The sequence below is a fragment of the Adlercreutzia sp. ZJ154 genome (assembly GCF_011039055.1).
Classification (GTDB): Bacteria; Actinomycetota; Coriobacteriia; order Coriobacteriales; family Eggerthellaceae; genus Adlercreutzia_A.
On the sequence record NZ_JAAKEF010000047.1, the window covers coordinates 1 to 615 of the forward strand.

At 58.9% G+C, this 615-nt stretch carries 1 protein-coding gene and 1 pseudogene; both read right to left on the reverse strand.

The genetic code is table 11. From position 1 onward, the window contains the following. A partial coding sequence (locus tag G7Y37_RS09340; RefSeq protein ID WP_370514616.1) for a transposase occupies positions 1 to 232 on the reverse strand: 232 nt, incomplete at its 3' end. Further along, positions 133 to 615 (reverse strand): annotated as a pseudogene (locus tag G7Y37_RS09085) (hypothetical protein); the annotation flags it as partial. The pseudogene G7Y37_RS09085 and the gene G7Y37_RS09340, both read right to left, overlap by 100 nt.

Sequence of the window (615 nt, forward strand, 5' to 3'; positions counted from 1 at the left end):
TCCGCTCCTTGGTGGCACGCGTGTAGTGCCAGCTCGCCTCAACGAGCAGCTTCCGCAGATGTGAATTGCCGGCCTTGGTGATGCCACCCCGGCACACATGCTCACCTGACGAGTGCTCCGAAGGGACGAGTCCTAACCATGAGGCGAATGCGCGGGCGGTTTCGAACCGTGAGAACACGCCCGTCTCGACCACCAGGAAAAAGCGGTCATGGTCTCGATGCCCTTCATGCATCGAAGCGCCTCTACTCGCTCATGCCAGTGTGGCTTCTGCGTGTATTGGCAGATCCTCTTCTCGATCGCCTTCTTCTGAGCTTCTATGTGCCGAACTTGGGAGATGTAATAGTCAAGCGATTCCTGCGCTGCTGCATCAGGAAGCTCTATGTGCCTGATCCATTCCCAGTGAGCGCGTGTCCACGTGCCGCGACGTTTGCCTTCTTCTGTGCATTCGCTCCAGACCCATCCCCAGCGGATGAGCAGATGCGTCAGGCGATGTTTGGCGCGCGTGAGGTCGTCTCGGATATCTTCCAGCACGCGGGAGAGATCGCGGGCGCCTTCGGTCTCCACATCCGGCACGAACACTTCCACGATATTGTGCGCCATAAGCTGTCGCGCCAA